This window comes from Phaeobacter gallaeciensis DSM 26640 (genome assembly GCF_000511385.1).
GTDB lineage: Bacteria > Pseudomonadota > Alphaproteobacteria > Rhodobacterales > Rhodobacteraceae > Phaeobacter > Phaeobacter gallaeciensis.
Window position 1 is genome coordinate 1,215,228 of record NC_023137.1, and the last position, 22,597, is coordinate 1,237,824.

A 22,597-nucleotide genomic window follows, 5' to 3' on the forward strand; every position below is an offset into this window, starting at 1 on the left:
TCCTCAGATAGTGTGGGTGATTTTGGCGTCCCGAGTAAAAAGGGGAGGGGGCTATTGCTGATCCGGCCGGATCATGATCACCACCTTGCCCGTGGCCGTCCTGCTGCGCAGCAGCTCCAGACCGTCAGCGACCTGATCCAGCGGCAGCCTATGGCTGATATGCGGACGCAACGAGCCGTCGCGGTACCACTGAAGCAACCGTTCGATTGCGCCGCGGACCACCGCGGGATGGCTCTTGAGGTAGCCGCCGAAGTAGAACCCGATCACGCTGAGGTTTTTGACCAGCAGGTGGTTCGCAGGAATCTGTGGCACCTCTCCGCCGGCGAAGCCGATCGGCAACAACCGTCCACCGGGGTTGGTTGCGCGAAAGGCGGCGGTCCAGACCTCGCCGCCAATCGCCTCATAGACCACATCCGCGCCGCCCAGATCTTTGACCGATTGGCGCAGATCGTCGCTGGCATCGATCAGATGGTCTGCACCAGCGGCCTTGGCCACCGCCAGTTTCTCAGCGCCGCGGGCTTGGGCAATCACCCGCGCGCCCAACCGCTTGCCGATCTCGACCGCCGTGAGGCCAACGCCCCCCGCAGCGCCGGTGACCAGCAACGTCTCCCCCGGCTGGAGACGTGCGCAGTGATCAAGGGCAACAAGCCCGGTGCCATAGGTGATCTGGAACGCTGCCGCATCGGCAAAGGACATCTCATCCGGGATGCGCGTAACCCGGTCGGCTGGGAAAACACCGACCTCGGCGAGGCCGCCGTGACCTGAAAACACGGCGACGCGCTCGCCCACGGCCAGCCCGTCCACATTCGCGCCAACCGCCTCGATCACTCCGGCCAGTTCCAACCCCGGCACAAACGGCAGGTCCGGCGTGTCCTGATATTTTCCATGCAGCAGAAGAAGATCCGCAAAATTCAACCCACAGGCGTATATTGCAACTGCAACCTCTCCGCTTTTCGGTGATCTAACGTCAACCTCTGCGATAGTCGGTGAGATGTCGAAGCTGCAAACACTGTAGGCGCGCATATCATTTTTCCATATCTGGCATGGGGTAAGGTGATTCTGAGTGGCAAAACCATGCCAGATTCGCCGTCAGTTCACCTCACTATTTATGGGGAGGCGTGGAACATGTGTAAAACATGCAAAAAAGTGAAATAAAATTGGTGCATGAAATCATGCGTTTGACGCACAGGCGCTGATTGTGGCGAGAGTGACCGCTTGAATTCAACCGTTAAGGTCGTACACTCAACCCCAATGGGAGCGCCTTGTTCGTTTGTACAGGGACCTACGGGTTTTTTGGCAACATTGGTCTTGCACGGTATTTGCCGGGTGGGCGGGGGTTAAGAAAGACGGCTAGGGTGGCACCCAGTTTGTAAATCTTAGGAGAAACGCATGGCTCATCCAGTGGACGTGCACGTGGGGAAACGCATCCGGCATCGCCGGTGGCTCATCGGCATGACGCAACAACAGCTCGCAGAGCTGGTTGGTATTAAATTTCAACAAATCCAAAAATATGAAACCGGCGCAAACCGGGTCAGCGCCTCTCGGCTCTGGGATATTTCCGACGCGCTCAGCGTTCCGGTCAGCTTCTTTTTCGAAGGGCTGCAGGACGATGATGCGCCAGCATCAGACAAGGCACAGGTGCCTGACGATCTGATGGGCGACAAGGAAGCACTGGATTTGGTGCGGTCCTACTACGCAATTCCTGAAAACCAGCGCCGTCGTTTGTTCGAACTGGCGCGCGTGCTCAGCGACGCGGCCTGATTTTCCTGTCTCAAGTGGGGGCTTGGGGCTTGAAAAATGCGCGGTTGAATGTCAGGCCTTCGGGCATGACTTCAGCCGCGTTTTCAGATCTGGAGGTTGCCCATCGGATGGCCGATGCAGCACGCCAGGCGATCCTGCCCTATTTCCGTTCAGCCGGGCTGCAATCCGACAACAAGCTGGACGAGGGTTTTGATCCTGTCACCATTGCTGATCGCGCTGCCGAACAGGCGATGCGGTCCGTGCTTGCCGAATTACGCCCCGAGGACAGCATCCTGGGCGAGGAATATGGCGAGACCACCGGCCAATCCGGTCGCACTTGGGTACTTGATCCGATTGACGGCACTCGTGGCTTTATCAGCGGCACCCCGACCTGGGGTGTTCTGATCGCACTTGGGGACGACCGCGGCCCCTTTCTTGGCATCATCGACCAGCCCTATATCGGTGAGCGTTTTGTCGGCACACCCGATGGCGCCAGCCTGACCGGTCCTTTGGGAGAGCAGGCGCTCTCCGCCCGCGCGACAACCAACCTGTCAGAGGCAACCCTGTTCACCACATTCCCAGAAGTCGGCAGCGACGACGAACGGGCGGCCTTTCAACGCGTCGCCAGCCAGGTGCAGCTGACCCGCTACGGTATGGATTGCTACGCCTATGCGCTGCTGGCGGCGGGGCAATGTGATCTGGTGATCGAAGCGGGTCTGAACGCCTATGACATTCAGGCACCGATCGCGGTCATTCAGGCGGCGGGCGGGGTGGTGACCAACTGGCAGGGCGCGCCTGCGCATGAGGGCGGTCAGGTGCTTGCGGCAGCCACGCCCGAGTTACACGCCGCAGCGCTCGCACTGATCCAGCAAACCGCTTGAACTACCTGCATATAATCCGCTAAACCACTCCAGCGCGCCGAGTCCTTTGCCCGTATTCTGTCGGCGCGTTTTCACACTTCACCGAAATGGGCGGCCTGATGGAGTGTGACCTGTGCCTGAAATTCTGATTCAAAATATTGATATCGCGCTGACAATGGATGATCAGCGCCGCCAGCTCTCGGCTGTGGATCTGCGCCTGCGTGACGGGATTATTGCTGAGATTGGCAGTGATCTCAGCACCACAGGTGAGCGGATCAGCGGCAGCGGCTGCGTGGTGACGCCCGGTCTCGTGAACACCCACCACCATCTTTATCAGAACCTGACCCGCGCGGTGTCCGGCGCGCAGGATGCGTTGCTGTTTGGCTGGCTGAAACGGCTCTATCCGATCTGGGCCGCCTTCACGCCGGATGACATTCATGTCTCCGCCCAGTTGGGACTGGCAGAGCTGGCCTTCTCGGGCTGCACGCTGACCTCTGACCACCTCTATCTCTACCCCAATGGTTCAAGACTTGAGGACACGATTGAGGCGGCCGGCGATATCGGCCTGCGTTTCCAGCCGACCCGTGGCGCCATGAGCATCGGCGAAAGCGCCGGTGGCCTGCCGCCGGACGGCCTGGTCGAGGATGAGCGCGCCATTCTCGACGATATGATCCGGGTTGTGGACCGGTTCCATGATGCCTCTGAAGGGTCGATGTGCCGGGTGGCACTGGCGCCCTGTTCGCCGTTCTCCGTCAGCCGCGAGCTGATGCGGGACAGCGCCCTTCTGGCGCGAGATAAGGGCGTGATGCTGCACACTCATCTGGCCGAAAATGACGAAGACATCGCCTATTCACTGGCACAATTCGGCTGCCGACCTGGCCAATACGCCGAGGATCTGGGCTGGACCGGCCCTGATGTCTGGCACGCCCATTGCGTGAAATTGGATGCTGAGGAGATTGATCTCTTTGCCCGGACCCGCACTGGCGTGGCCCATTGTCCCTGTTCCAACTGTCGCCTCGGCAGCGGTATTGCGCCGCTGCGTGCGATGCGTGACGCAGAGGTTCCGGTTGGTTTGGGGGTTGATGGATCGGCCAGCAATGACATGGCCAGCCTGATCAGTGAGGCGCGGCAGGCGATGCTGTTGCAGCGGGTCGCGCAGGGTGCCGACGCCATGAGCGCCTATGAGGCACTGGAGATTGCCACCCGAGGTGGGGCAGAGGTGCTGGGGCGGCGTGATGTTGGCCAGCTTGCGGTGGGTAAACGCGCCGATATCGCGATCTGGGATGTCACCGGCGTTGCCTCCAGCGGCAGCTGGGATCCGGCTGCCTTGTTGCTGGCGGGGCCTGCGCAGGTGAAACATCTCTTTGTCGAGGGGCGCCAGATCATTCGCGACGGTACGCTGGCGACGATGGACCTGCCCAACCTGATAGAACGGCATCAAAAATCTGCCGCGCGCCTGATGCAGCTGGCCTGACGTTCAGGCCAAGGACGAAGATCGCGAAGGTGGCACGCCCCATCTTCTGGCCCGAAATATCCCCGCCGGAGGCAGAGGCGCATCAGCGCCTCCCTCCCTTTGTCTTCCTGTCGCGACGCGCTTCAGTCACGCGCGCCGTTGATCCAGACCTCAGCCACAGCGCGGTCATCGCCCATCATGATGGTCGCAAAAACCGCCTCCCAGAGGTCTTTCGCTCCGGCGCTGCGCTGCGCAATAGCAGGAGTTGAGGCCAGATCCAGCACCACCAGATCCGCTTCCATGCCGGGGGCGATATTGCCGATCTGGTCCCCCATATGCAGCGCGCGGGCGGAGCCTTGCGTGGCCAGCCATAGTAATTGCGCGGCATGCAGCGGCGTGCCGCGCAGCTGTCCAACCTCATAGGCCGCGGCCATGGTGCGCAACATCGAAAAACTGGAGCCGCCGCCAGTGTCCGTGGCCAGGCCAATCCGTTGCCCCTCCGCCATCAGCCCGGCCATATCAAACAGGCCCGATCCGATAAATGTATTGGAGGTCGGGCAATGCACCAGCGCCGCGTCAACCTCGCGCAGGCGCGCCCGCTCGCGGTCTTCCAGATGGATGGCATGACCATAAAGGCCGCGTGCGCCCAACAGGCCAAATTGCTCATAGGTATCCAGATAATCCCGCGCCTTGGGGAAGAGCGACTTCACCCAGGCAATCTCATCCGTTTGCTCGCTCAGATGGGTCTGCATCAGGCAGTCCGGATGATCGGCCCAAAGCGCACCCATGGCCTCCAGCTGTTCGGGCGTCGAGGTGGGAGAGAACCGTGGCGTGATCGCATAGGACAGCCGGCCAACCCCATGCCAGCGCCCAATCAGCGCCGCACTGTCGTCATAGGCTGATTGTGCGGTGTCGCGCAGCCCGTCGGGGGCGTTGCGATCCATGCAGGTCTTGCCTGCAACAACCCGTTGGCCACGCGCCTGCGCGGCGGTGAAAAACGCATCCACGCTTTCGGGGTGGATGGTACAGTAGCTGCACATCGTAGTGGTGCCATTGGCGCGGGTCAGATCGAGATAACGCGCGGCAATCTCATCAGCATAAGACCGATCACCAAACCGCATTTCCTCGGGGAAGGTATAGCTGTTCAGCCAGTCGATCAGCCGCTTGCCCCAGCTGGCAATAATCGCGGTCTGGGGGAAATGCACATGGGCATCGACGAACCCCGCCAGGATCAGCCGGTCACCGTGATCGACCAGCTCTGCCGCCGGATGGGCCTTGCACAGGCCCTCCCATGTGCCCATTTCCAGCACCTTGCCACCACCGATGGCGACCGCCTCATGCAGCTCGGCTGCCGCCTCCGGGCTGTCGCCGCCGAAGGGGGTGTCTGTGAACGAAAGAACCTGTCCCCGTAAGATATAGTTTGCCTGCATAAGACGCGGTCCTTTCTTGTCAAACTGCGGTCCACAGGATACGCGCAGCACCATCGGCGGTAAATTACGTCATTGTCATTGTTTTTCGGTAACTGCTTCTTTTATTCCAGAAGCAACCGCGAAAAGGGGCCTCAGATGATTGCAGATGACCACCAGGAGACAATCGACCCCGCGTCCGAGGATGCCTATGAGCTGGATCGCAAACGGGTCGGCCAGATTCTTGAGGCGGTTGAGGCCGCAGATCAGGCGCAACTGACCGCGCTGATGGAGCCGCTGCACGCGGCGGACATTGCCGACCTTCTGGAACAGATCAGCGCAACGGATCGCGAACAGCTTATCCGGCTCTATGATCGCGAATTCGACGGGGAAATCCTGTCGGAACTGGACGAAAGCATCCGCGAAGAGGTGATCTCGCAGCTTGCCCCACAGGTGCTTGCAGAAGCGGTGCGTGATCTCGAAAGCGATGACGTTGTCGACCTGCTGGAGGATCTGGAAGAGCCGCAGCAGGAGGCCATCCTCAATACGCTGGAAGACGCCGACCGGGTCGCGGTTGAACAATCACTGAGCTATCCTGAAAACTCCGCCGGTCGTTTGATGCAGCGCGAGGTGGTGATGGCGCCCGACCATTGGACGGTTGGACAGGCAATTGATTTCATGCGGGAATCCGATCATCTCCCGGATCAATTCTACCATGTCGTTCTGGTCGATCCGCGGCTGCATCCCGTCGGCAATGTTACGTTGGGGCGGATCATGTCGTCCAAACGCGAGGTGCCGCTGGGCGAGATCGTCGAGGAGACGTTTCAGATCATCCCTGCCGATCAGGACGAGGAAGACGTGGCCTATGCCTTCAACCAGTACCACCTGATCTCGGCCCCTGTGGTCGATGATGAGGGGCGGCTGGTGGGCGTCATCACCATGGATGATGCGATGGTCGTGCTGGACGAAGAGCATGAAGAAGACATTCTGCGCCTGGCCGGTGTGGGCGAGGGCAGCCTTGCAGACCGGGTGATGGCCACGACGAAGCAGCGCTTTCCCTGGCTGGCGGTGAACCTTGCCACCGCAATTCTGGCCTCGCTGGTGATTGCGCAGTTTGAGGCGACGATTGCCGAATTTGTGGCCTTGGCTGTGCTGATGCCCATCGTGGCCTCCATGGGCGGCAATGCTGGCACGCAATCGCTCACGGTGGCGGTGCGCGCGCTGGCGACCCGCGACCTGACCGGCTCCAACGTCTGGCGGGTGATCCGGCGGGAGGTTCTGGTGGGGCTGGTGAACGGCCTTGCCTTTGCCCTGATCATGGGTGTGGTGGGGATCTTGTGGTTCGGTTCCCCTTTGCTGGGCGTGGTGATTGCCGTCGCTATGGTGATCAATCTGGTCGTCGCGGGGCTGGCGGGAACCGTGGTGCCGATTATTCTTGAAAAGATTGGCGTTGATCCGGCGCTAGCCTCCGGTGCCTTTGTGACGACGGTCACGGATATCGTTGGGTTCTTTGCCTTTCTTGGGCTGGCCGGGGCGATGCTGCTCTGATCTTCGCCGCTTTTGGTGCCCGTCTTATCGGGCCGTGTTATTCGTTCTGACAGGATCGCTCTCATGGATACTCTAACCCAGATCAAAGCTGAGGCCCGCAAGGCTGCCTTTCAGCGCCGCAAGGCTGCGTATGAGATGAATAAACCGGGTGCCGCCGGACATCTCTCGGAGGTGCTGGCTGGATATCGCGGTGTGCCGCTGTCTGGCTATATGCCGATCCGCACGGAAATTGATCCGCTCCCCGCCATGGCAGAGGCCGCAGCCCATGGGCCTGTCTGTGTGCCGGTGATCCAGGCCAAGGATACACCGCTGAAATTTAGTCGCTGGCAGCCAGACGGGGCGCTGCGTGATGGGCCGTTTGGGGCCAAAGTGCCCGAGGTGGATGACTATCTTGAGCCGGAAATTCTGATCGTTCCGCTGGTTGCCTTTGATGCGCAGGGCGGGCGGCTTGGCTACGGCGGCGGCTTTTATGACCGCACTCTGGAGTTGCTGCGCGGTAAACGTGCGACATTGGCCATCGGATTTGCCTTTGACGCGCAAGAGGCTGATGATCTGCCGCTGGAACCAACAGATCAACCGCTGGACATGCTGATCACCGAAAGCCGGGTGTTGCAGTTCAGCCGATAGCCCTGCGGCTGATCGCCCAGATTTTTCCGAAAAATCTGGGCAACAATTTTCAAAAAGTTTTGGACCATTAACGCGGGCCTTGTCCTGAGCCTTGCAACGGCGTACCACGCCACAATGCGAATTCTATTTCTTGGCGATGTCATGGGCCGCGCGGGACGCAAGGCCATTTCCGAACACCTCCCGCAGATGCGCAAGGACTGGCGGCTCGATTTTGTCGTGGTCAATGGCGAGAACGCGTCCAATGGCATGGGGCTGAATGGCGATCATGCCAAGGCGCTGCTGGATGCGGGGGCCGATTGCCTGACCCTTGGCGATCATGCCTTTGACCAAAAGGACATGTTGCAGGCCATCGAGAAAGAGCCGCGCATTATCCGTCCGCTCAATTTTGCCAAAAACGCACCGGGGCGTGGCTACCGGCTGTTCAACGCGCCCGGCGGGCGTAAGGTTCTGGTGGTGCAGGCGCTGGGGCAGGTGTTCATGAAACGGGCCTATGATGATCCCTTTGGCGCGGTGGAGGCGGTGCTGAAATCACATCCACGCGGCGGTCTGGCGCAGGCGGTGATCGTGGACATGCATTGCGAAGCCACGTCTGAGAAAATGGCTATGGGCCATTTCTGCAATGGCCGCGCTTCGCTGGTGGTGGGCACCCACACCCATGTGCCGACGGGCGATGCGCAGATCCTCTCTGATGGCACCGGCTACCTGACAGATGCCGGCATGTGCGGCGATTACAACTCGGTGATCGGCATGGAGAAGGCTGAACCGATGCGCCGTTTCCTGACCGGAATGCCGAAGAACCGCTTCACCCCCGCAGAAGGCCCCGCAACGCTTTCCGGCGTTTTTGTGGAAACCGATGACCGGACAGGCGCCGCCAAATCGATCCGGATGATCCGGGTGGGGGGGCTATTGGAACAGGCTGTCCCTTGAGGCAGATTTTGTCTCATGCAGCTCGCAACTTGCTCGGCTTCGCAAAACAATACAGACAGCGCAGGGGACATTTGTCTCCCTGTGCGCGCAAAACCCGAACCCTGTTCGCAAACAGCTGATAAATCAGGGTTATGCAAACCGGTTGTATAGCGAGGCCCTTGCCTCGTCTAACAAGATCAGGTTCACTCCCTTGGGCCGCGCGATCTGTGATACGGTTCAGCCCGTTTATTCAGGTCGCCGATGATTGATCTCTCAACTTCTTGGATGTCGTTACCCTTGATGCAGTTTCTTCCCCTTGGCGAAACCGGTGGCGCAATCCTGACGCTGCTGATCGTAGTAGCGATGTTTGTCGCCTTCCTGCGCGAGACCTTTCCGACCGAGGTGGTGGCGCTAGCGGGCGTGTCTGTGATGCTGGCAACCGGTGTTTTGCCTTATCAGGCGGCTCTGCCGGTGCTGTCAAACCCGGCGCCCTGGACCATTGCGGCCATGTTCATCATCATGGGGGCCTTGGTGCGCACCGGTGCTTTGGATGCCTTTACCGCGCAAGCGCGCAAACAGGCGGAGATCAATCCCAAGCTGGCCATCGCTCTGTTGATGGTCTTTGTCGTTGTCGCCTCTGCCGTGGTGTCGAACACGCCTGTGGTGGTGGTAATGATCCCAGTGTTCATCCAGATCGCCCGCACAATGAAGGTTTCGGCCTCCAAGATGCTGATCCCGCTCAGCTATGCGGCCATCCTTGGCGGTACGCTGACGCTGATCGGTACCTCCACGAACCTGCTCGTCGACGGTGTCGCGCGGGCGCAGGGGCTGGCACCGTTCACCATATTTGAGGTCACACGACTGGGCATCATTCTGGTGATCTGGGGGATGATTTATTTGCGGTTCATCGCCCCCCGTCTGCTACCGGACCGCAGCAGCATGGCCAGCCTACTGAGTGACCGCTCGCGGATGAAATTCTTCACCGAGGCGGTGATCCCCCCTGACAGCAACCTGATCGGGCGCGAAGTCACTGGGGTTCAGCTGTTCAAACGCCCCGGCGTGCGGCTGATTGATGTTATTCGCGGTGATATCTCGCTGCGTAACGCGCTCAAAGGGGTGGAGTTGCAGGTCGGGGATCGGGTGGTCCTGCGGACCAAGATGACCGAACTCCTCAGCCTGCAACGCAACAAGGAGCTGAAGCGGGTCGATCAGGTCTCTACCGTGGAGACCGAAACCGTTGAGGTGCTCATAACTCCAGGCTGCCGCATGGTGGGCCGCTCGCTTGGTGCGATGCGTCTGCGCCGCCGCTATGGCGTCTACACGTTGGCGGTTCATCGCCGGAACCAGAATATCGGCGTTCAGCTGGAAGATCTGGTGGTGCGGGTGGGCGATACCCTGCTGCTGGAAGGCAACGCTGAGGATATCCAGCGCCTTGCCGCAGATATGGATATGGCGGCCGTCTCGCAGCCCTCAGTGCGCGCCTACCGCCGCCGTCACGCGCCCATCGCCATTGCCGCACTGATCGGTATCGTGCTGCTGGCCGCCCTTGGCGTAGCCCCCATCCTGTTGCTCTCTGTACTGGCGGTCTCACTGGTGCTGATCACCCGTTGTATTGATGCGGATGAGGCGTTTTCCTTTGTCGATGGGCGGTTGCTGACGTTGATCTTTGCCATGCTGGCCATCGGCGCCGCCTTGGAGAGTTCTGGCGCTGTGCGGCTCATTGTGGAGGCGATTGCGCCGTCACTCTCGATCTTGCCGCCGTTCCTTCTGGTCTGGGCGGTCTATCTGTTGACCTCAATTTTGACAGAGCTGGTCTCCAACAACGCCGTGGCGGTGGTGGTGACGCCAATCGCGGTTGGTCTGGCGCAGGCCATGGGCATTGATCCACGTCCCTTGGTGGTGGCGGTAATGGTCGCGGCTTCGGCTTCCTTCGCGACGCCAATCGGCTATCAGACCAATATGCTGGTCTATGGCCCCGGCGGCTATAAGTTTACAGACTTCCTGCGCGTGGGCATCCCGCTGAACTTTAGCGTTGGCCTCCTGGCATCTATCCTGATCCCGTTCTTCTGGCCGCTTTAACAGCCTCCGTTAGGAGGTTGTTAACCATAAGTATTCGGCGGTTGAAAAGGGCTATGCGATGGCGCGGGATTGTCCGACTTGACGGCCGGTGAACAGGCACCCACCAAGGAAACTGCCCTCCAGCGCGTTATAGCCGTGATAACCGCCGCCGCCGAAACCTGCCACCTCTCCAGCGGCAAATAGCCCCGGTACAGTCGAGCCATCCGCGCCGATCATCTGCCCGTCGAGATTGGTCTGCAACCCGCCCAGTGATTTGCGCGTCAGGATGTTCAGGCGTACTGCGATCAGCGGCCCATTGGCACGGTCGAGCAGGCGGTGCGGCTTGGCAGTGCGGATCAGCCGGTCGCCCCGGTAGTTGCGCGCGGCATTGATCGCAATCAGCTGGGCGTCCTTGGCAAAGGGGTTGTCCGCCTGCGCATCGCGCGCTTCGATCTGGCGGCGCAGGTGGGTTTCCTCCAACGGCAGCTCCCCCAATTCGTTCATGCCCTTGACCAGATCGCTCAGCGTGTCAGCCACGACGAAATCCGCGCCATGTTTCTTGAAGGCCTCTACCGGGGCCGGGGCCTTGCCCCGCGATAACAGCCGCGCGCGCAGCACCTCGCCCCATTTGCCGGAGGTCAGATCCGGGTTCTGCTCGGATCCGGAGAGGGCAAATTCCTTCTGGATGATCTTCTGGCTGAGGATGAACCAGCTGTAATCCTGCCCGGTCTTCAGGATATCACGCAGAGTGCCCAGCGTGTCGAAGCCCGGCAGATAAGGCGCGGGCAGACGGTCGCCTCTGGCGTCAAACCACATTGAGGACGGTCCCGGCAGAATGCGGATGCCGTGATTGGGCCAGATCGGATCCCAGTTCCGCAGCCCTTCGGTGTAGTGCCACATCCGGTCGGCATTGATGACATGACCGCCAGCGGCCTCCGCGATGGGGATCATCCGCCCATCCACGTGAAAGGGCACCCCTGCCACCATACGGCGCGGCGCCGGGCCCAGCCGCTCCACGGGCCAGTTTTTCCGCACCGCATCGAGATTGCCGCCAATCCCGCCAGAGGCCACCAGCACCGACGGTGCATAGACCTCAAACTCGCCGATTTCCTGCCGGTTTGTGCGCGCGCCTTGCGGGGCCTGATCTTCGGCCAGGACCTCGCCGGAGACGCCTTTGACGATGCCGCCCTGGGTGATGATATGGCTGACCTGATGGCGAAATCGCGGCTGGATCAGACCGGCCTCGACATGGGCCTCAACCCGCGCGGCAAAGGGCGCGACCACCCCCGGTCCTGTGCCCCAGGTCAGGTGAAAGCGCGGCACTGAATTGCCGTGCCCCTCAGCCTCGCCGCCGCCGCGTTCGGCCCAGCCAACAACCGGAAACCAGCGCATCCCGAGCCCGTGCAGCCAGGCGCGCATCTCGCCACTGGCAAACTCAAGATAGGCCCGTGCCCAACGTTGCGGCCAGTGGTCTTCGGGGCGGTCAAACTGGGCGCTGCCGAACCAGTCGCGCCGGGCCAGATCGGGGCGGTCGCGAATGCCCATGCGGCGTTGCTCTGGGGTGTCGATCATGAACAACCCACCAAGGCTCCAATGGGCTTGACCGCCCAGGAAATGTGCAGGCTCCTGATCCAGCAGGATCACCCGCTTGCCCCGGTCGCCCAGCTCTGCTGCGGCCACCAACCCTGCCAGCCCGGCGCCGACAATGATCACATCTGCGGCGTTGTCCGTTGCCTGTCCCATGGCGTGCCTCTGCTATTGCTCCCTGTGGTGGGATCAGCCTAAGCGTGCAGAGGGCATCGGCGCAAACTCTGCGCGCGCTGCCGTTGGGTCAGTAGTAGAAAGTGCCGCCCGGTCAGAGTGGCCAGAACAGCAGGATTGACGGGATTGAGGCGGCGATGATCAACACCTCAAGCGGCAGACCAATGCGCCAGTAATCGCCAAACTGATAGCCGCCGGGACCCAGCACCAGCGTGTTGTTCTTATGCCCGATAGGGGTGAGGAACGCTGCAGAAGCCGCCACCGCCACCGCCATCAGGAACGGATCAGGCGACACCCCAAGGCCATTGGCCATCTGGATGCCGACGGGGGCTGCAACAATGGCTGTGGCGGTGTTGTTCAGCACATCCGATAGTGTCATGGTGACCACCATCAACACTGTCAGAATGGCCCAGGCGGGCATCCCATTGGTCAGTGTTAGCAGGCTTTCGGCAATCAGAGCCGTCCCACCGGCGCTGTCTAAGGCTGCCCCCAATGGGATCATTGATCCCAGCAGCACCACCACCGGCCATTCAATGTGGTCATACAATTCCGCCAGCGGCAGGATCTTGGTCAGCACATAGGCCACCACCACCAGCCCCAGTGCAATCGGCAGATAGATCAGCCCGAGCGAGGCCGCGAGCACCGCCCCCGCAAAGAGACCAATCGCCAGCCAGGTCTTGTCATTGGCGGTTACCGACAGGCCGCGCTCGGCCAGCGGCAGGCAGCCCAGCCACTCGGTGACATCGGCGCCGCGATCGCGCGGGCAGAGCAGCAGCAGGATATCCCCGGCCTCAATCTGTTCCTGACGGATATGGCGGGTCAGGCGGCGGCCTTGCCGCGCCAGCCCCATCAGCACCGTGTTCTGCCGCCACGCCAGCCCCAGCGCCTGCGCGCTGCGCCCCTTGATACGGGCGGTTTCAGGGACCACCACCTCAATCAGCTCCAGCCCATCACCCGCAGCGGCCAGTTTCTCTTGGCGCGCGGCATCGGCAAAGTCGAGGGAGGCGGCGCTGCGAAACTCATCCAGCGCTTCGGGTGTCGCCTCCAGCACCAGAGCGTCGCCAGCCCGCAACAGCTGACCTGCCGCCCGCCCATAAAGCCGCTTACCGTCACGGATCAGCCCCAGGATCGCCACATCGGCTTTCTCAGCCTCTTTGTCGAATTCGCCCAGCCGCTGGCCAATCATCTCGGAACCTTCGGGCACCGTCAGCTCGGCAATATATTGGGACAGCTGTGCTTCTGACGCGCCTGCCGCATTCTGGCGCAGCGGGATCAGACGCCAGCCGATCAACGCCACAAACAGTAGCCCCGCCAGCGCCGCAATCCCACCTACCGGGGCGAAGTCGAACATCCGGAACGGTTCTCCCAGGGTCTCCTCGCGGATTGAGGCAATGATGATATTGGGGGGCGTCCCGATCAGCGTCGCCATACCGCCCAAGATGGTGGCAAAAGACAGGGGCATCAGGCTCATCCCCGGCGTGCGCCCTGCTTTGCGCGCGGTCTGAATGTCCACCGGCATCAGCAGCGCCAGCGCCGCTACATTGTTCATGAAGGCCGACAGAACCGCGCCAATGCCCCCCATCAGCGTGATATGCGCGCCCAGATTGCGGCTGCTGTCCACCAAAGTGCGGGTGATCAGGAATACAGCGCCCGACCGCACCAAACCGGCCGAGACCACCAGCACCAGCGCCACCACCAATGTGGCGGGGTGGCCAAACCCGGCAAAGGCGTCGCTGGCGGGCACGACGCCCAGAACCACCGCCACCATCAGCGCTGAAAACGCCACGATATCATAGCGATACTTTCCCCAAAGCAGCAGGCCAAAGACAGCGGCGAAGAGGGCGAACAAAACAATCTGGTCAAATGTCATGGCGCCACTCTAGCCGCTGGGGCGGGCGGGGCAACCGTCGCAATGCACCCTTCTGTCGTGGCGTGTGCCTAGGATCCGGCAGCGCTGGTAGGGGCGGGGCGCATATGGGGCGCTTGAAAGCCCCCCGGTGTCGGGGCTATATGGGCGCCAGATCGAAATTGAAGCAGCAAGGATGCACCATGGCAGGCCATTCCAAATGGGCGAATATCCAGCACCGCAAGGGCCGTCAGGACGCCGCGCGGTCGAAATTGTTCTCGAAACTCTCCAAGGAAATCACCGTCGCCGCCAAGATGGGCGACCCCGATCCTGAGAAAAACCCACGTCTGCGTCTGGCGGTAAAAGAAGCCAAGAGCCAATCCGTCCCCAAGGATGTGATTGACCGCGCGATCAAGAAATCCACTGCCGGTGAAGGCGACGATTACGAAGAAATCCGCTATGAGGGCTATGGTCCGAATGGTGTGGCCGTCATCGTCGAAGCCATGACTGACAACCGCAACCGCACCGCTTCCACCGTGCGCTCCACCTTCTCCAAGAACGGTGGCAACCTCGGGGAGACCGGCTCCGTTGGCTTCATGTTCGACCGCAAGGGTGAGGTGACCTATCCGGCGACGGTCGGGGATGCAGACACTGTTATGATGGCTGCGATTGAAGCGGGCGCCGAAGATGTCGACAGTTCCGAAGATGGCCACATCATCTACTGCGCCGATACCGACCTCAACGAGGTGTCCAACGCGCTGGAAGGTGAACTGGGCGAGTCGGACTCGACCAAGCTGGTGTGGAAACCCACCACCACCACGGAACTCGACCTTGAGGGCATGCAGAAGTTGATGAAGCTGGTGGATGCGCTGGAGGACGACGACGACGTGCAGCGCGTCACCACCAACTTCGAAGCCTCCGACGAGGTGATGGAGCAGCTGTAAACCGCGGCTGTGACAATGAGAAAGTCTGAGGCCCGCCGGACTGGCGGGTCTTTTCGTCTGTGCAGTCCCCTTGGGCCAAATCCGCATAAGGATAAAACGATGAAAATCAGAGGTTTCCGCTCCGAAGATGCCGCAGTGCTGGCGCAGATTTTTCACGCTGCCGTGCATGGCGTGAGCGCGCGGGACTACAGCCCGGAGCAATGCGCCGCCTGGAGCCCGGAACCGGCTCCGGCGGAGGTGTGGCAGGGCCGCGCCGGTGACGGGCGCTTTGTTTTTGTCGCGGTGAATGCCGCCGATCAGCCGCAGGGCTTTATCGAGCTGGAGCGGGACGGCCATATCGATTGTTTCTACTGTCACCCGGATGTGGCGGGCACCGGCGTCGGCCTTGCGCTTTATCAGCAGTTGGAGGCACAGGCACGGGATTTGGGGCTGAGCAGCCTATATGTCGAGGCGAGCGAGGCCGCGAAGCGGTTTCTTACCCGGAAGGGCTTCACTGACGAAGGGCGCCGCGAGATTGAACGCCGGGGCGTCGGGCTTCACAACTACCGCATGACCAAGGCCCTGAGCTGATCGGAGACGATCAGGGCTGCGTCAGCACGCCTTCGCGTCGCAGCTCATCCGCGTCCGGCATCCACAGGTCGTTGCTCGCGGTGGCAAACAGCCGATCGGCAAACCCAGCGCTGATGCCCTGCTCGATCAGGAAGTCCCGGTCGCGGGCCTGTTCGCGGCCCAGATCCACCTGTGGCAACCCGCCGGGAAAATTCAGCGCATAGGCGTGAAACCCCAAGATGCCCTGATCGGCCAGCCTGCGCTGTTGCCCCGCCGCGAAGATCAGCGTGCAGGCGGAGGCGCAGGTGCCCTCTGCCACCGTGTCCAGCGCCCGCTCCCGGATCAGCCGGGCCACACCGCGCGCCTCATAGATCAGCCCGCCCGGACCGCTCAGGGCGACCTCACGCAGGGCCGGGGCTTCCGCCATCATCGCCGCCACGCGGCGGGTCAGCCCATGCGGGATTTCCCCAACAAAGATCAGCCGCCGCCCATCCGGGGTGATCGACAAGTCATAAAGCGCCTCACGCGCCAGCCGTTCCTGCTCGGCATAATCCGGCTCAACCGGGGTGGTGGCGATCAGCACCGCGTCCCACCACAGGGTGACTGTGGCGAAGCCAGCGAAAAGAATGGCCAGATACCCACCCCAGACCGGCGCCAGATGTCCGGTGTCGCGGATATGAGCATCCGCACTGCGCAGGAAACACCGCGCCTGCCACAGCAGCAGCAGCGCGTCGATCAGAACCAGCGCATAGAGCAACCTTATCGGCAGGACCACGACAGTATTCAACAGTGTCCATGTCAGCAGCACCACGATCCTTGGCAGAACCAGCTGCCATAGAAAGCTTCGCCCCAGTGTCAGAATGCGCAGCCGCTTCGGCGAGGTGCGGGCGGGATCGGTTCTCAGGCTGAATAACCTGCCATCCGTTTTGCTGGTGTCGTTATCCTCTGGCACTGTATTCGTGCCCCCGGTGGCTAGATCGGCGTCAGATGCCGACGCGCTGATTTGAGCACAGCTCGGGTCACATCGGCAAGGGCCGGGGCCAGAACCCGGCTCACCTGCCAGGTCAATGGGACATCCAGCGGGGTGTACGGGAGCAGCGGGCAGAGCTGCTCTGTCGTTAAATAAGGTGCTGCCAGCTGTTCAGGGTTCATCCCCCAGCCCACGCCTGCCAATGCGGCATCGACAAAGGCCTGACTGGACGGCAGGAAATGGGCAGGCGGTGCAATCCCGCTGCCCACATGTGCGCTGAGCCAGCGCCCCTGCAGCTGATCCTTGGCATTAAATATGAGACAGGGGGCGCGGGTTGCAGCCTCTTGTGTCACGCCCTTGGCAAACCAGCGCTCCCGAAACCCCGGTGACGCCGTCGCAATATAGCGCAGCGCTCCCAATGGGTAGGCATCGCAGCCTGGCACCGGCTTGGCATGGGCGGTTACTGCCGCCGAAACCTCGCCCCGGCGCAGCCAGTCGGCGCTGTGATCCTGATCGTCGATCACCAGATCAAACAGCAGTCCGTCGCAGGCGGCCATCACCGGAACAAACCAGGTCGCCAGACTGTCCGCATTGATCGCCACCCGCAGGCGCGATGCACCGGGCGCGCGCTCCAGCCGCAGATCCTCTGACACTGCCGCTTCCAGCAAGGCCACATCCTCGGCATGCTTGGCAATGCGAAGCCCGGCCTCGGTGCCAAGGCACGGGCTGCCACGCTGCACCAGACTGCTGCCGATCCGATCCTCCAGCGCCTTGATCCGTTGGGAGATCGCTGAGGGCGTGACCAGCAGCGCCTGCGCCGCCGCCTCGAAGGAGCCAAGCCGCAGTACCGCTGAGAGCGCGGCAAGGTGATTTGGATCGAATTTCATTAGCGCTGCTTAATTGAGATTATTCGGATTAATTTGCGTACATCACTCAGGCGGCGTAGTCAAAGCCGCAGATGCGGAGACCGATCCGTGCAGACACCGCCAAAGGATATCTCCATGCCCCCCAGCCTGATCGCCGGTTTCTTTCTGGGCCTCAGCCTCATTATGGCCATTGGCGCGCAAAACGCTTTTGTGCTGCGGCAGGGGCTGCGGCGCCAGCATGTGTTCTGGATCTGCTTTACTTGTGCCAGCTCCGATGCGCTGCTGATCACTGCCGGTGTTTTGGGCTTTGGCTCTCTCGCACTGGCGGTGCCGTGGTTCGAGCTGGCGATGCGCCTGGGCGGGGCGGCGTTTCTGCTGTGGTATGGCGCGCGCAGCCTGATGGCCGCCTGGCGTGGTGGGGCGCATCTGGACAGTGCCGATGGGCAGGGGGCGCCGGTCAAACTCTGGCCGATGCTGGCAACGGTGCTGGCACTGACCTGGCTGAACCCCCATGTCTATCTGGATACAGTGGTGCTGCTCGGCTCGATTTCGGCGCAATATCCGCAGCCGTTGGTGTTTGGCTTGGGGGCAGCGGTCGCAAGCTTCGTCTTCTTCTTTACGCTGGGCTATGGCGCCAGCTTTCTGGCGCCTGTCTTTGCCCGTCCCCGAGCGTGGCAGGTGCTGGATGTGCTGGTTGGCCTCACCATGTGGGCGATCGCGCTCAAGCTTTTGCTGATGTAGGGCCTGACGCGATGAAGATCTGTGCGTTACCCGACCAAGCCAATGCTGATGGCCCGTCCCTGAAGATATTTCATATGTGAAGGGTTGTTCTGCAGCGGCCCCGGTGGTCTCATGTCCGCCATGACTTCAACATCCCAAGACTCTCCGTCGCCCACACAAAGCACCGCCGCCAACCAGCCCTTGCGAGGCGTGTTCTGGATGCTGATGACGGGCTTCTGCTTTGTAGCGGTGACGGCGCTGGTCAAATACCTCGGCGACCGAGTCCCGCCAGCGGAATCTGCGTTCCTGCGGTATCTGCTGGGGCTGGTGTTTCTGTTGCCGATGATTGGCGCACTGCGCCGCAGCCAGCTGACACCGCGCCTTTGGGGGCTGTTTGCCCTGCGCGGGTTTGTCCATACCTTAGGAGTAATCCTGTGGTTTTTTGCGATGACCCAGATCCCCTTGGCCGAGGTCACGGCGATGAATTACCTTTCGCCGATTTATGTCTCCATCGGGGCGGCGCTGTTTCTGGGAGAGCGCATGGCGCTGCGCCGGGTCGGGGCCATTCTGGTGGCGCTGCTCGGCGCGCTGATCATCCTGCGGCCCGGATTTCGCGAGGTAGAGGCAGGCCATATCGCCATGCTGTTCACTGCGTTGGCCTTCGGTGCGTCTTATCTTTTGGCCAAAACCACGGTGGATGGCACCAATCCGGTGGTGGTTGTGGCGATGCTGTCGATCTGGGTGACGGTGTTTCTGGCGCCCTTCGCCGCTGCGGTGTGGGTGACACCCACGCTGTGGGAGCTGGCGATCCTGTTTGCGGTCGCCTGCTTTGCCACCGCTGGACATTATGCAATGACGCTCGCCTTCGCCTCGGCGCCGGTGACAGTCACTCAGCCAGTAACGTTTTTGCAATTGCTTTGGGCCACATTGCTCGGGGCGCTGGTCTTTGGTGAGGCGGTCGATATCTGGGTGGTCGCCGGCGGCTGCCTGATCCTGGCGGCCGTCAGCTTCATCACTTGGCGGGAGGCGGTGCTGAAGCGACGGGCCCTGACACCGGCCAGCCTCGCCACAAAAGTCTGATTTCGCAAAACCGTCATATAGCGCTGCTAGGGACCTCGAACGGCTTCGGTAACAAAGGTGAAACTCATGCGTGCCCGACTGATCTTGGCGTTTCTGCTGGCACCGCTGGGGCTGGCGCTGCCCGCCCAGGCTGGGGCCGCAGGCGCAGACGGTCCTGACAGTTCGGGCTACACAGGGCTGGAGATCTGCAACGATACCGCTGTGCCCCAGTCCGTCAGCCTGGCCTACCGCGACGATGGGCGGTGGATGTCCCATGGCTGGTGGGCGCTGCCACCTGAAACCTGCGAACGCGTGCTCGACGGGTCGCTCAAGAACCGGTTTTACTACTTCCGCAGCGAGGCGCAGAATTGGCAGTTTCTGGATGAGCGGATCTCATTCTGCACAGCGCCAGGTGACTTCACGATCTACGGCGACCGGGATTGTGCCATCCGTGGCTATGGCAGCGCATTTTTCGCCAAGATTGACACAAATATTATTGCCGACCCGTCCGGGAGCGCTCAGCCCAGCGCGGCCTATGTGGCCCAAATAAGCCGTCATTCCCGTCCGAAGACCGGCGGCACTGGCCCAATCAGCTCGGCGATTCCGGGGGAGGGGGCAACGGCGGACACCATCTTTGATCAGAACGTGACATTTCAGGGCTGCGAGGAGCGCGGCGATGGTCGGGTAATCTGCAAATTGGTCATGGGGGCGGGGCAGCTTTGTGTGACAAATGACGGGATGACCGATCCGGCCATTATCGACCGGCTGCAGGCGCTGGATCCCGGCACGCCAGTGCGCGTATCCGGAGAGAGCTTGGCATCCGGCGACCGTGTGACCTTCGCTAGCTTAAATTCCCTGACAGAGCGTGCAGAGACCCGGCATGATCTGATGTTGGATGATCTGGCTGGCCGGTGGGTGTCGCAGGCGGATGCCTATGATCTGTTCATCATTGAAGGGGCCTCGCGGCATAATTTCTACGGATCGGTCGAAACCATGACTGAGCTGTTGTCAGTTCAGACCGCTTGTGATGACGCCTTGGGGGTGGGTCCCTATTTGGTCGCCCAGGCTGAGGATGGCGGCCCCACCCATTGCTACCGGATCATCTCCCTGACAGAGAACGAGTTGGTGCTGTCATACATGCCGCGCGGGACGGAGCTGCGCTATCAGCGCCAAGATCTGCCCCTGAACTAAACGACGTGGTCCCTGCGGGTGAAGGCGCAGTTAGTTCAACGCCAGATCCACCACCCGATGGGCAGCGCGACGAGCCTGGGCGGTATCCAGTGGCGTCTCGGACTGGGCCGCCTGCAACCAGACCCCGTCCATATAGCATTGTAGGGCGTGGCGGGCCGTCTCCACCCGATCCTGCGGTAGCAGGCCGTTCAATTCCGCCAGAAAATGGCTGCGCACACGGCTGCGATTGATTCTGTGCAGCCGCGACAGGCGCGGCGAATAGGGGGCGCTGGCCCAGAACTGCATCCAGAGACTGCATTGCGCGACGCTGAATAAATCATCGTCAAAATTGGCATCCATCACCGCGTAAAGCCGCTCTTTCGGGCTCTTTGCTGTGGCATATCCCCGGATCATCGCCTCGCGCAGCTTGTTCAGAAGATGGCGCATCGTGGCCTCCATCAGCCCTTCCTTAGAGCCGAAGTAATAGTTGATCGAGGCCGCCGAGGCCCCGGCCTCCTTCGCGATTTCTGCCATGGTAACAACACCATACCCACGTCGGTGAACGGCGATGATGGTGGCTTCGATCAGCTCTTCGTTGCGGATGTCGCGAATTCGTTTTCTACCCATTCTTCAGTCTTGCGTCAGGTCGCTCTGCGTTTCAACTCCTGTTATGCGCATTCCGGATCTTGAATGGTCATTTAAAAATAGGTTTAGAGACGACCATTTTTCTGCTATGCCTGCCGCACACGTCAAAAGGGCGATCAACGCCCATCCAAGGGAGGGACGTATGACAACAATCATCTCAGCCGGGATCTTGCTGGCCTTTGCGCTGGTGATTTTCTGCGTGATCAAGTGGTGGAACATGCGCATTGTCGGGGTCACCCCGGTACCATTGTTCACCTTCATCGCAATCCTGTTCACCTCGGGTCTGGATGTGGGGCTGATCATGTTCCCGCTGGCCTTTGACTACCCGCTTTATGCGGATACCGCGGCAGAGCCTGCCTATGCGTTCACCAATCCGCTGGCGCTTGAATTCGGCTTCTGGGGCTTTCTGATCTGGGCCTTCTACTTCCTGACCTCATTCTACTTCTGCGCCATCGAACCGCGTGTGAAGTTCTTTGAGATCGGTATTGTGAAGCTGCTGAACAATCTGGTGATCATCACCACCTGTGCCTTCACCGGCGCGCTGTTCCTGATCTACATGCCTTATTACATCGCCGAAGTGGGCGACGGCGAGACGGTCATCCCAGCCTTCTATGTGATCTGCTTCCTGGTGATCCTGGCGGCGGCCTATTCCTCGACCGATATCAAATACGTCCGCATCCTGTCGGTGGGGTCGACCTTCCTGTTTTTCGCGTTGATCCTCGGCATGTGGGCCTATGCGGGGATGGGGCTTGGCGAATTCGCCACTACCGCTGGCAATATCGGCGGCTACTTTGGCAATATCCACAAGTTCATCCTGCCACTGACCGAATACCATGAATTCTACCTGTTCTGGTGGTTTGCATGGTCGATCATGATTGGCCAGTTCACCTCGCGCTTTGTTGGCGGTCTCACCACATGGCAGCTGCTGGCGGCCCTGCTGGTGTTCCCGTCGATCCCGCTCGCGGTGTGGTTCTCGGTGCTCTACTTCTATCACCTGAACACCATTCCGACCGCAGGTCTGATCAACTGGTCCATGACGGTTGTTGGCATTCTCTTCGTGATCAACTCGTTTGACTCGTTGATCCGCCTTTACACCGACAACATGAACCTCAGCGCCGAACGTCTGGGCAAGCTTCCCTATGTGCTTGGCAATGCGGTGGCGCTGTTTGCCCTGACCCTGGCTTTCCAGAGCCAGTGGCTGCAGATCCAGTGGGTCGGCACCGTGGTCATCGGCATCTACATCGCCTGCCTGATCTACATCTTCGCAAAGAAGCGCAGCGAAGTTGCGGCGATCACCACTTCGCCCGAGGAAAACACCCTCGACTTCGATCGCATCAAAGCAGCCCACTAAGACCGGGCGCCCCGGCCTGCCAGATGGCAGGGCCGGGGCCCTTCGCGGCTTCGCCGCTACGAGATTTCAGACAGCTTCGGTTTCAGGCGCCATGGTTCCCACCCTGTGCAGAATACCG

20 protein-coding genes are annotated in these 22,597 nt (G+C 61.1%); 13 read left to right on the forward strand and 7 right to left on the reverse strand.

Annotated features, from left to right (window positions below; translation table 11 throughout):
* Positions 1-51: 51 nt before the first annotated feature.
* Complete coding sequence (locus tag GAL_RS05900; protein WP_024096674.1) at positions 52-1,023, reverse strand: NADPH:quinone oxidoreductase family protein; 972 nt, start codon at positions 1,021-1,023, stop codon at positions 52-54.
* A 366-nt stretch (positions 1,024-1,389) separates the two neighbouring features.
* Here GAL_RS05900 and GAL_RS05905 point away from each other — a divergent pair, with 366 nt between their 5' ends.
* The 3 genes from GAL_RS05905 to GAL_RS05915 all read left to right on the forward strand — a co-directional run bounded on the left by GAL_RS05905 (position 1,390) and on the right by GAL_RS05915 (position 4,074).
* A complete protein-coding gene (locus GAL_RS05905; protein WP_014875187.1) occupies positions 1,390-1,761 on the forward strand; it encodes a helix-turn-helix domain-containing protein in 372 nt (123 codons plus the stop codon).
* A gap of 65 nt (positions 1,762-1,826) precedes the next feature.
* Positions 1,827-2,621: a histidinol-phosphatase gene (hisN, locus tag GAL_RS05910; RefSeq protein WP_024096675.1), complete on the forward strand. Its 795-nt coding sequence runs from the start codon at positions 1,827-1,829 to the stop codon at positions 2,619-2,621.
* Positions 2,622-2,733: 112 nt separating this feature from the next.
* A complete protein-coding gene (locus GAL_RS05915) occupies positions 2,734-4,074 on the forward strand; it encodes an 8-oxoguanine deaminase (protein ID WP_024096676.1) in 1,341 nt (446 codons plus the stop codon).
* Between the two features lie 122 nt (positions 4,075-4,196).
* Here GAL_RS05915 and guaD read toward each other — a convergent pair whose 3' ends face one another.
* Entirely contained in the window at positions 4,197-5,483 is a 1,287-nt protein-coding gene (guaD, locus tag GAL_RS05920) for a guanine deaminase (RefSeq protein ID WP_024096677.1), read from the reverse strand.
* 135 nt (positions 5,484-5,618) lie between these two features.
* Between guaD and mgtE the strand changes: the two genes are divergently transcribed.
* From mgtE to GAL_RS05940, 4 genes are all read left to right on the forward strand, one after another.
* A complete protein-coding gene (gene mgtE / locus GAL_RS05925; protein WP_024096678.1) occupies positions 5,619-7,007 on the forward strand; it encodes a magnesium transporter in 1,389 nt (462 codons plus the stop codon).
* A gap of 63 nt (positions 7,008-7,070) precedes the next feature.
* Positions 7,071-7,634, forward strand: a complete 564-nt coding sequence (locus GAL_RS05930) for a 5-formyltetrahydrofolate cyclo-ligase (protein ID WP_024096679.1) — start codon at positions 7,071-7,073, stop codon at positions 7,632-7,634.
* A 114-nt stretch (positions 7,635-7,748) separates the two neighbouring features.
* Entirely contained in the window at positions 7,749-8,561 is an 813-nt protein-coding gene (locus GAL_RS05935) for a TIGR00282 family metallophosphoesterase (RefSeq protein ID WP_024096681.1), read from the forward strand.
* Positions 8,562-8,840: 279 nt separating this feature from the next.
* Complete coding sequence (locus GAL_RS05940; protein WP_040103964.1) at positions 8,841-10,619, forward strand: SLC13 family permease; 1,779 nt, start codon at positions 8,841-8,843, stop codon at positions 10,617-10,619.
* A gap of 51 nt (positions 10,620-10,670) precedes the next feature.
* Here the strand turns inward: GAL_RS05940 and GAL_RS05945 are convergent, their stop codons facing one another.
* Positions 10,671-12,341: an FAD-binding dehydrogenase gene (locus tag GAL_RS05945; RefSeq protein WP_024096683.1), complete on the reverse strand. Its 1,671-nt coding sequence runs from the start codon at positions 12,339-12,341 to the stop codon at positions 10,671-10,673.
* Positions 12,342-12,453: 112 nt separating this feature from the next.
* The gene (locus GAL_RS05950) at positions 12,454-14,229 is read right to left on the reverse strand and encodes an SLC13 family permease (protein ID WP_024096684.1); all 1,776 of its coding nucleotides are present in this window, start codon (positions 14,227-14,229) and stop codon (positions 12,454-12,456) included.
* Between the two features lie 179 nt (positions 14,230-14,408).
* Here GAL_RS05950 and GAL_RS05955 point away from each other — a divergent pair, with 179 nt between their 5' ends.
* The gene (locus tag GAL_RS05955) at positions 14,409-15,149 is read left to right on the forward strand and encodes a YebC/PmpR family DNA-binding transcriptional regulator (RefSeq protein ID WP_024096685.1); all 741 of its coding nucleotides are present in this window, start codon (positions 14,409-14,411) and stop codon (positions 15,147-15,149) included.
* A gap of 99 nt (positions 15,150-15,248) precedes the next feature.
* The gene (locus tag GAL_RS05960) at positions 15,249-15,719 is read left to right on the forward strand and encodes a GNAT family N-acetyltransferase (protein WP_024096686.1); all 471 of its coding nucleotides are present in this window, start codon (positions 15,249-15,251) and stop codon (positions 15,717-15,719) included.
* Between the two features lie 10 nt (positions 15,720-15,729).
* Here GAL_RS05960 and GAL_RS05965 read toward each other — a convergent pair whose 3' ends face one another.
* Together GAL_RS05965 and GAL_RS05970 are read right to left on the reverse strand one after the other, a co-directional pair.
* Positions 15,730-16,650: a COG3904 family protein gene (locus GAL_RS05965; protein WP_024096687.1), complete on the reverse strand. Its 921-nt coding sequence runs from the start codon at positions 16,648-16,650 to the stop codon at positions 15,730-15,732.
* Between the two features lie 20 nt (positions 16,651-16,670).
* The gene (locus GAL_RS05970; RefSeq protein ID WP_024096688.1) at positions 16,671-17,555 is read right to left on the reverse strand and encodes a LysR family transcriptional regulator ArgP; all 885 of its coding nucleotides are present in this window, start codon (positions 17,553-17,555) and stop codon (positions 16,671-16,673) included.
* A 114-nt stretch (positions 17,556-17,669) separates the two neighbouring features.
* On the opposite strand from GAL_RS05970, the gene GAL_RS05975 reads away from it, so the two are divergent.
* From GAL_RS05975 to GAL_RS05985, 3 genes are all read left to right on the forward strand, one after another.
* A complete protein-coding gene (locus GAL_RS05975; protein WP_024096689.1) occupies positions 17,670-18,275 on the forward strand; it encodes a LysE/ArgO family amino acid transporter in 606 nt (201 codons plus the stop codon).
* A 111-nt stretch (positions 18,276-18,386) separates the two neighbouring features.
* Positions 18,387-19,334 (forward strand): DMT family transporter, encoded by a 948-nt coding sequence (locus GAL_RS05980; protein ID WP_040103949.1) that lies wholly within the window; start codon positions 18,387-18,389, stop codon positions 19,332-19,334.
* Positions 19,335-19,400: 66 nt separating this feature from the next.
* Entirely contained in the window at positions 19,401-20,504 is a 1,104-nt protein-coding gene (locus GAL_RS05985; RefSeq protein WP_024096691.1) for a DUF1036 domain-containing protein, read from the forward strand.
* Between the two features lie 30 nt (positions 20,505-20,534).
* On the opposite strand, the gene betI is transcribed toward GAL_RS05985, so the two are convergent.
* Positions 20,535-21,110 (reverse strand): choline-binding transcriptional repressor BetI, encoded by a 576-nt coding sequence (gene betI, locus GAL_RS05990; protein WP_024096692.1) that lies wholly within the window; start codon positions 21,108-21,110, stop codon positions 20,535-20,537.
* Between the two features lie 160 nt (positions 21,111-21,270).
* Here betI and GAL_RS05995 point away from each other — a divergent pair, with 160 nt between their 5' ends.
* Entirely contained in the window at positions 21,271-22,479 is a 1,209-nt protein-coding gene (locus tag GAL_RS05995) for a BCCT family transporter (RefSeq protein ID WP_024096693.1), read from the forward strand.
* The last annotated feature ends 118 nt before the right edge of the window (positions 22,480-22,597 follow it).

Excerpts from the sequence above, each read along its gene's own strand:
- GAL_RS05900 (WP_024096674.1), bottom strand. The coding sequence starts at position 1,023 with ATGCGCGCCTACAGTGTTTGCAGCTTCGACATCTCACCGACTATCGCA.
- GAL_RS05905 (WP_014875187.1), top strand. The coding sequence starts at position 1,390 with ATGGCTCATCCAGTGGACGTGCACGTGGGGAAACGCATCCGGCATCGC.
- hisN (WP_024096675.1), top strand. The coding sequence starts at position 1,827 with ATGACTTCAGCCGCGTTTTCAGATCTGGAGGTTGCCCATCGGATGGCC.
- guaD (WP_024096677.1), bottom strand. The coding sequence starts at position 5,483 with ATGCAGGCAAACTATATCTTACGGGGACAGGTTCTTTCGTTCACAGAC.
- mgtE (WP_024096678.1), top strand. The coding sequence starts at position 5,619 with ATGATTGCAGATGACCACCAGGAGACAATCGACCCCGCGTCCGAGGAT.
- GAL_RS05930 (WP_024096679.1), top strand. The coding sequence starts at position 7,071 with ATGGATACTCTAACCCAGATCAAAGCTGAGGCCCGCAAGGCTGCCTTT.
- GAL_RS05935 (WP_024096681.1), top strand. The coding sequence starts at position 7,749 with ATGCGAATTCTATTTCTTGGCGATGTCATGGGCCGCGCGGGACGCAAG.
- GAL_RS05940 (WP_040103964.1), top strand. The coding sequence starts at position 8,841 with ATGCAGTTTCTTCCCCTTGGCGAAACCGGTGGCGCAATCCTGACGCTG.
- GAL_RS05945 (WP_024096683.1), bottom strand. The coding sequence starts at position 12,341 with ATGGGACAGGCAACGGACAACGCCGCAGATGTGATCATTGTCGGCGCC.
- GAL_RS05950 (WP_024096684.1), bottom strand. The coding sequence starts at position 14,229 with ATGACATTTGACCAGATTGTTTTGTTCGCCCTCTTCGCCGCTGTCTTT.
- GAL_RS05955 (WP_024096685.1), top strand. The coding sequence starts at position 14,409 with ATGGCAGGCCATTCCAAATGGGCGAATATCCAGCACCGCAAGGGCCGT.
- GAL_RS05960 (WP_024096686.1), top strand. The coding sequence starts at position 15,249 with ATGAAAATCAGAGGTTTCCGCTCCGAAGATGCCGCAGTGCTGGCGCAG.
- GAL_RS05970 (WP_024096688.1), bottom strand. The coding sequence starts at position 17,555 with ATGAAATTCGATCCAAATCACCTTGCCGCGCTCTCAGCGGTACTGCGG.
- GAL_RS05975 (WP_024096689.1), top strand. The coding sequence starts at position 17,670 with ATGCCCCCCAGCCTGATCGCCGGTTTCTTTCTGGGCCTCAGCCTCATT.
- GAL_RS05980 (WP_040103949.1), top strand. The coding sequence starts at position 18,387 with ATGTCCGCCATGACTTCAACATCCCAAGACTCTCCGTCGCCCACACAA.
- GAL_RS05985 (WP_024096691.1), top strand. The coding sequence starts at position 19,401 with ATGCGTGCCCGACTGATCTTGGCGTTTCTGCTGGCACCGCTGGGGCTG.
- betI (WP_024096692.1), bottom strand. The coding sequence starts at position 21,110 with ATGGGTAGAAAACGAATTCGCGACATCCGCAACGAAGAGCTGATCGAA.
- GAL_RS05995 (WP_024096693.1), top strand. The coding sequence starts at position 21,271 with ATGACAACAATCATCTCAGCCGGGATCTTGCTGGCCTTTGCGCTGGTG.